Below are 7,516 nucleotides of genomic sequence, written 5' to 3'. Positions count from 1 at the left end.
TCTCAATGCCATGGTCAAGCAGGGAACCTTCTGGAACCCTGCGGCCATAGCTAATCCAGGGCAAGTTCTGCCCCAACCTACTTGACTTTCAAGATAATCGCTAGCCCCCCTTAAAAAGGGGGGACTGGGTGGAGGACAATTCAAAATTTGCGGTTTAGGACTGAATGATCATGGTTGATTCACCAACCCCGATCGCGGTAGCTGAGATGGCTTTCCAACAATTCTCCCAGGGGTTAGCTACGGGAGACTGGCAAGGCTTTTTGGCGCTGCTGACGGAGGACTTTACCTTCTGGTTTCCGATCGGTGCTTTTCAGGGAGAAAATGTTGGCAAAGCTAGGGCTGCGGAATTTTTTCAGCGGGTTTCCCAGGTGTTTGCCCCTGGTTTGATGTTGACGATCGAGCGAACGACCCACGGCACCACTCCCGATGGCGCAACGGTGGTGTTTGAAGTCCGATCGACGGGTTCCATGCTGGGGCATCCCTACAGCAATCAAGCCGCTATTTCCTTTGATGTCCGTGGTCAGCAAATCTGTGGCTACCGTGAGTATTTAGGGGTTTTGTATCAACTTCCCACGGGGTAATTCCTATGCGATACCGCTTCGTGCTCTTGACCTGTGCATTGTGCTGGATGCCCAGCTTGTCCCCCAAGCTTCCCATTGCATTGCCATCGCTCGCATTACCGTCAATACCCATGGCCCAAGCAGCTCCCGCCCCCGCCACTGTGCTGGAACAACTTTTCCGCAGCTCCACGATCGCGGCGAATCAGTTCACCGATGGCTTTCTCAAGGAAGTTCCGTTGGCCAAGGTGCAGCAAATTGTTGATCAACTGAAACAGCAATTAGGGCCATTACAGTCGGTGCAAGGAGATCGATCGGACTTTACGGTGCAATTGGAAAAGGGTAGCATTCCCACCAAAATTGTCTTAACCTCAGATGGCAAAATTGCAGGGTTACTATTTGGGGCACCGACGCAAACTGTCGCCAGTTTAGAGGAAGCGATCGCGCAGTTCAAAACTCTACCGGGACAGGTCAGCGTCCTGGTTCAAGAAGGCAAAACCACTCGGGCGGCCCTGAATCCCACCCAACCCCTCGCGGTGGGTTCTGCCTTTAAGCTGGCGGTCTTGGATCAGTTGCAAACGCAAATTCAAGCGAAAAGATTGACGTGGCACAGTGTAGTTCCCTTACAGGCGCAATACAAAAGCTTGCCTTCGGGAATGCTGCAAACTTGGCCGGATGGCACTGGGTTAACGGTGGAGTCGTTAGCGGCATTGATGATTTCCCAAAGTGATAACACCGCAACCGATCATTTAATTCATCACGTGGGCCGGGAAAAGATCGAAGCGATCGCACCCCGCAATCAGCCCTTTTTAATGACGCGCGAATTGTTTCAACTGAAAAGCCCAAAAAATCGATCGCTCCTAGAACGCTATCGCAAAGGTTCATTAAGTCAAAAACGCGCTATCTTAGCCGAACTGGCCAAGCAGCCATTACCCGATGTTGCAGACTTTGCAGATGCAAAACCCACAGCACTAGATATCGAGTGGTTTTTCAGCGCAGAGGAATTGTGTCAGTTGATCGATCGGGTGTCCAATTTACCCTTAATGGGCATCAATCCTGGCATAGCCAAGGCTGGGGATTGGCAACGGGTAGCCTACAAAGGCGGTTCAGAATCGGGTGTTCTCAACTTGACGACAAAAGTTCAATCCAAGACGGGGAAACAATACTGCGTCGTCGCTACTTGGAATCATAATCAACCTCTAGACGATCAGCGGTTCGTTTCCCTCTACAGCAGTTTATTCAATGTCTTAAAAAATAACCCTTAACTTGGATAGTTACTTAAACTGTAGCTGTTTACTTGCATAGTGGGTAAGCTAGTTTTAGTCGATTACGGATCAATATTACATGGTTATGAATAGTGGTGAGCTACGGAAAAGACACATGGCGGTACTCAGAGAGAAATATCAAGTAGATCAGGGCAAAAAAACGAGCTGTGATGATTTTCTCTATCTAATCCTGCGAAAAGCTGAACTAGGTATTCAGATCGCAAGCTTAGAGTTTCAATGGTTGAAACAGAACTCTCTTTTCAAGACTATTGAAATGATTTCCTTACAACAATATCAGTCAGAGGACTTTCAAAGATTAGAAGTTGAGTTGCTGAACCTGCGATCTAAATACAAGATTCCAGAACACTTGGATCTGCCAGTCATGAGTCCACTCTATTCAATTCTATGGAAGGTGAAGTCTGGAGGAGAACTCACAGAATCAGAATTTGAGTGTCTCAATAGTTACGGCTTGGTAGAGACAACTTGTTTGATTCAAGAGATGTTAAATTTTTCAAAACTAAAAACCACCTATCAGGCAACTAAGTATCGCAACTGTTTTCCTGAAGAACCTCTCTACTCAATTCTAAAAAAACTTGACGCAAGAGAAGCATTATCTAGCAGCGATATTGACTGGCTGTTGATGCATGGCTTTAAGGCTACACTACAGATTCATTGGCAACAGGAGGAACAGAGGAAAGCTGCAGTTGAGTTCTCAGACTTGAAAGTAACATATGGTGTTGCTTCTTTCCCGGATACATCCATTTCTAGTCCTCTCTTTACTATTTTAAAGAAAATCAAGGAAAAACAAGAGCTTGATGAGAACGAATGCGAGTGGCTTGAACAACAGAAGCTCACTCAGATAGTTGAAAACTATCGAAGACGGAAAAATGTCAAACTTTTCAGAAAACTGAAGAAGGAATATCAGGCAACTCAATATCAAAGCTCTGATCCTTCTAGTCCATTATTCCTGATTCTGAAAAACATAGCTTCTGTAGTCACTGAGGATGATATTCAGTGGCTAATTAATGAAGAACTACTTGAGACAGCAGAAATTGCTAAAGCAACCCACCTGAAGATACTGAAAGCAAAATATCAGATTGTTGGGCAATTAGCAGTTGATCCATTTTATGAAATTATGCTCAAGCTTGAGCGAGAGGAACGACTAGATCCCAAACAAGTCATCCAGCTGATTGAAGATGGTTATCTTTCTCGACATGGAAAAATAGCAACTGCTTACTATAGGCTCGAAGCAATATTCTATGAAAAAGAATATCAGCGAACTGGTAACCGATGGAACTTACCTAGTGCAAGTAGTAACTGGCGTAAAGCAGATGAACCTGAACATGCACTTAGAGTGACAGAGCAGATTAACTGGAATAAAGTTCAAGAATCTGATCTGAAATCAGCTTTATTAGTAACAAGGGGTGCATCATTTCGAGATCTAGGTCGGTTGGACGAAGCAGAAGACTGTGCCGCTCAAGCAATGGATTGCCAGCCTCAAAGTCATCAACCCTATACTTTAATGGGAGCAATTTCTTACGATCGATGCGAATATTTGCAAGGTGATGAATGGTTTGAGATGGCTGCTGAACGTGGAGCTAATGATATAGATGATGTGATTGAAAGAATTGTCAGAATGACAAAAGATAAGGATCAACGTAGAGAAGTAGTCCATTATCTTCTCAACAAAGACCCAGTTCGGTATTGTTGGGCTAGATCATATGTAAAGCAGGAAAAAGTATAGAAACATTAGACTTGTTGTGAGCTTTCAGGGCGTTGTTTTGTTGGTTTGAGCAGCTAATTGGACTAGCTAATCGGACTAAAAGTGCTGCAAATTTGACAACAGTCTAATTTTCTAAAACTGATACGCAAAAAATCGCTTGGGGATTACTAGAAGCAGCGCGATCGACCTGCATCTCCATGACCTATTCCCTACGCATTACTGACATGCCCGCCACGGAGCGCCCTCGGGAACGCTTGATGGCCCACGGCTCCCAAGTGTTGGCCACGGCGGAATTAATAGCCATTTTGCTCGGTACCGGACAGGGAGCCGGAAAGTTGTCAGCCGTGGGACTGGGGCATTTGATTTTGCAGGAACTGAGTCAGCATCAACAGGATCCCCTTAGCGTCCTGCGCCAAGTCAATATCCAAGAACTCACCCAAATCCACGGCGTTGGCCCTGCCAAAGCAACCACCATCCTCGCCGCGATCGAACTTGGCAAGCGGGTCTACCAAGCCCGTCCACCGGAGAAAACGTTAATTGATGATCCCGCTGTGGCCGCCGCCGCCCTGAGCCATCAGTTGATGTGGCAGAGTCAAGAACACTTTGCGGTGCTGTTGCTGGATGTGAAAAATCGCTTGCTGGGAACCCAAGTCGTCACGATCGGGACGGCCACGGAAACCCTTGCCCATCCTCGGGAAATTTTCCGCGAAGTCATTAAGCAAGGAGCGACTCGGCTGATCATCGCCCATAACCATCCTTCTGGAAGTCTAGAACCGAGTCCAGAGGACATTTCCCTGACGCGGCAACTATTGAAAGCTGCCCAGATTCTCAGCATTCCATTGCTCGATCACTTAATTTTGGGGAATGGAGATTTCGTAAGCCTACGAGAACAGACATCCCTCTGGAACGAAATCCCCCAGGGTGATTAGGGAATAGCGTATAAATAAAATTCTCAGTGAATGGGTAGGTGGGTGGGTAGACGGGTGAGCAGGGGATAGTATTTCTCAGTGAATCTTTTGAGCGATCGTGATGATTAAGTCGATCGCGCGCTGGGCCTGAGTTGCAGCAAAATTGCGCGATCGCGATTCATTCTCGATTCCTTCAATCACACAACCCACTCAGCAAGCTTACAAACTCAACAAGCCATCCAATTCATCAACCGCTTCACAAGTTGCTGGCGCTAACTTAGATGAAGAAACTAACGTTGAGGCTGGGGACGGATAGGCCGGCATCGAAACTTGGGGCAGGTTTTGCAAGGAGTGATAGGGGGACTGGCTAGGATTGGGTTGTCCATAAGCAGGCTGTTGCCGTCCATAGAGATACTCGTCGGCATATTTGCGAAAGACCGCTTCCACCGCCGCCCGAGCATTTTTCAAGCCCCATTCCTCTGCAATTTGCTCAGCTTTTTCCAACACATCGGCACTGAGTCTCAATTTGTTGTCATGCATAGTTGAGTATCTCCAGGAAATAAACCACGAACATTGGCAAATTGGGGTTCCGGCATTACCGCAAAGAGTTTAAAGCCCTGCAACCGATCGGCGATCAAATGGGAACTGCCGCCTGTGATCAAAAATCGAGTGACGCGCGGCATAAAAGGCGTATATTGCGATTTCACCGTGCGAAAAATGTTCTTATACCAAGGATCTAAGTATTCCTCTAACCATTCCTTCCAAGACTGTCCAGTATCAGCATAGACGTGGTCATGGCGAAATCCATCCATGATCACACCGGGATCTGCTGTGGTTCCCAGAATATTAGTTAACCGCTTGTCAAAACTAATTGCTGTAGCCAGTTCGTAGGCTCCACCCCGATCCATAACATTTTCATCAATCACTTCACCCTCAGCATCAATTAAGCGACTGAGCCAGGTACCGCCACCGATGTCAATCACGATCGTATAACCTGTCTCATGAATGATTCCCATCCGTTGAGCGCAGCGATAGGAACCTAAGCCTTCCCGTTCCACTTCAACTTTCTCTACCGTGATTTGGAACTGAATCTCATTGCGTTTAAAATCGTGTAACCCTAAGAGCTGAGACTTAATGGCATCGCGGTTTTTCTCCGGTTCCGGGGTAGACACAAACAGGTTTAAGGACATCTGGCAAACATCATCGACGATCGCCCCTGGTTCCACACAGGCATAGAGGTGCAACTTAGCCAGATCCACCTTATTTTCAATCACCGTTTGTTGTTGACGGCGATATTTATACGCTTGGGTACCAAAGTGAAAGCGCAGGCCATTGGATAGCTCGACCAACGGTGAACTGTCGGAATAGCGCACGGGATCCCGCCCCTTGGGTAATTGAAAGCGCATCGATCGAATGGCCCTAGGATTGCCGGTTCCATCCCAATACTTCAATTCGTAGTTGCCCGCATCCAAAGCCAGGGTTTTGGTAACGGGGGGGGCGATGACCGGGGGGGTTTCCTTTTTGGCGCGAGGGGGACGTGTTGAGGTCGCCGTCATGGGATTCTCCTTCTTGGGTACTCCAGTGGATTCAGGGCTCCACTGGTTGTGCTGGTCAGTTGTGCTGGTAAATGGTCTCTCCAGGGTGTCTCCAGGGTTCTAGGGATTGGGTGTCCCCAGTTGCATTCATCTCGACCCAAATAGTACACTAGTACGTTAGTTGATCCGATAAAACTTGTCAATACATTAGTACTATTTATTCAAGGCAAAATTTCTGGTCGCATCCCCATTGCCAGCCCCATTGCAACACCCATTGCAGTAATCCTGACGAGTTGCCATGGAGCTATCCCCCGCCTCCGGTAAAATGGGAAGGGTTTTTTGGGAAAGGTTGTGGGAAAAGTTATGGCGGCTGGCTCTGGAATGGAATCATCAACGATCGGTGTGGCCCTCGTGGGCACTGGATTTGGCCAAAAGGTGCACTTGCCCGCCCTGCAAACCCACCATCGCACCCAAGTCGTAGCGGTCTACCATCGGGATCCAGCAAAAGCCCAAGCGATCGCCCAAGCCCACCAGATTCCCCACGCTTGCACGACGATCGACGAAATCCTAGCGATTCCTGAAGTGCAAGCGGTCAGCATTTCCACCCCACCCTTTTTGCATTACGAGCTTGCCAAGGCAGCCCTAACGGCAGGGAAACATATTCTGTTGGAAAAACCGACGGCCCTGAATGCGATCGAAGCCCGGGAACTTTACCATTTAGCTACCGAAAACGCTCTTGCTGCCACGATGAACTTCGAGTTCCGCTACATTCCCGCTTGGCAATTTTTTGCGGAACTGATTCAGCAGGGCTATGTGGGTCAACCCCGCTACATCAAAGTCGATTGGCTCGTGTCTAGCCGCGCCGATGCCTCCCGCCCTTGGAACTGGTATGCCCAAAAGGAACAGGGTGGGGGCGTCTTGGGCGCGATCGGATCCCATGCCTTTGACTATCTCACTTGGCTGTTTGGAGCGGTTCGGGGTGTCTCGGCTCGCCTCAGCACCTCCATTGTGGAGCGCACCGATCCGGCAACGGGCGAACTCAAACCCGTCACCGCTGACGACACCAGCAACATCACCTTAGAACTGTTGGACGGCACGCCCATTCAAGTCTGCCTCAGTTCCGTCACGATGCAAGGCCGAGGCCATTTTCTGGAGGTCTACGGCGATCGTGGCACGCTAGTGGTGGGCAGTAGTAACCAGAAGGATTATGTCCACGGCTTCCAGGTCTGGGGCAGTCAGTCAGGCCAACCCTTAGCTGAACTTCCGGTACCCGATCGTCTCGCCTTTCCCCGCGTATTTGATGATGGCCGCATTGCCCCGATCGTGCGCGTCGTAAACGAATGGGTGAACAGCATCGATCAGCAAACCGCGATCGCGCCCTCCCTGCGAGAAGGGGTCTACTCCCAACTGATTATGGATTGTTGCCACCAATCTAATGAAATGCACCAATGGGTGGAAGTACCGGAACTCGATCCATTTCTAAATGATGAGATTTAGTCGGTTGGATCAGGCTTTTCGCTGGGCTCTT

General features: G+C 48.6%; 7 protein-coding genes. 5 read left to right on the top strand and 2 right to left on the bottom strand.

The genetic code is table 11. The features are described 5' to 3' along the window. Positions 1–170: 170 nt before the first annotated feature. From ACN4EG_RS19625 to radC, 4 genes are all read left to right on the top strand, one after another. Positions 171–581 (top strand): nuclear transport factor 2 family protein, encoded by a 411-nt coding sequence (locus ACN4EG_RS19625; protein ID WP_431631878.1) that lies wholly within the window; start codon positions 171–173, stop codon positions 579–581. Between the two features lie 5 nt (positions 582–586). Next, the gene (locus tag ACN4EG_RS19620) at positions 587–1,822 is read left to right on the top strand and encodes a serine hydrolase (RefSeq protein ID WP_431631877.1); all 1,236 of its coding nucleotides are present in this window, start codon (positions 587–589) and stop codon (positions 1,820–1,822) included. A 79-nt stretch (positions 1,823–1,901) separates the two neighbouring features. Beyond that, positions 1,902–3,566: a tetratricopeptide repeat protein gene (locus ACN4EG_RS19615; protein WP_431631876.1), complete on the top strand. Its 1,665-nt coding sequence runs from the start codon at positions 1,902–1,904 to the stop codon at positions 3,564–3,566. Positions 3,567–3,742: 176 nt separating this feature from the next. Next, a complete protein-coding gene (gene radC, locus ACN4EG_RS19610) occupies positions 3,743–4,474 on the top strand; it encodes a RadC family protein (RefSeq protein WP_431631875.1) in 732 nt (243 codons plus the stop codon). Positions 4,475–4,672: 198 nt separating this feature from the next. Here radC and ACN4EG_RS19605 read toward each other — a convergent pair whose 3' ends face one another. Together ACN4EG_RS19605 and ACN4EG_RS19600 are read right to left on the bottom strand one after the other, a co-directional pair. Beyond that, positions 4,673–4,993, bottom strand: a complete 321-nt coding sequence (locus tag ACN4EG_RS19605) for a hypothetical protein (protein WP_431631874.1) — start codon at positions 4,991–4,993, stop codon at positions 4,673–4,675. Next, the gene (locus tag ACN4EG_RS19600) at positions 4,975–6,009 is read right to left on the bottom strand and encodes a ParM/StbA family protein (protein WP_431631873.1); all 1,035 of its coding nucleotides are present in this window, start codon (positions 6,007–6,009) and stop codon (positions 4,975–4,977) included. Before ACN4EG_RS19600 ends, ACN4EG_RS19605 begins: the two co-directional genes overlap by 19 nt. A gap of 342 nt (positions 6,010–6,351) precedes the next feature. On the opposite strand from ACN4EG_RS19600, the gene ACN4EG_RS19595 reads away from it, so the two are divergent. After that, positions 6,352–7,485, top strand: a complete 1,134-nt coding sequence (locus tag ACN4EG_RS19595) for a Gfo/Idh/MocA family protein (protein WP_431631872.1) — start codon at positions 6,352–6,354, stop codon at positions 7,483–7,485. Positions 7,486–7,516: the final 31 nt, after the last annotated feature.

The organism is Alkalinema pantanalense CENA528 (assembly GCF_050753345.1).
Lineage (GTDB): Bacteria > Cyanobacteriota > Cyanobacteriia > Leptolyngbyales > Leptolyngbyaceae > Alkalinema > Alkalinema pantanalense.
Note: the sequence above shows the minus strand (reverse complement) of the source record. Positions and strands in the feature narration are given on the sequence as shown.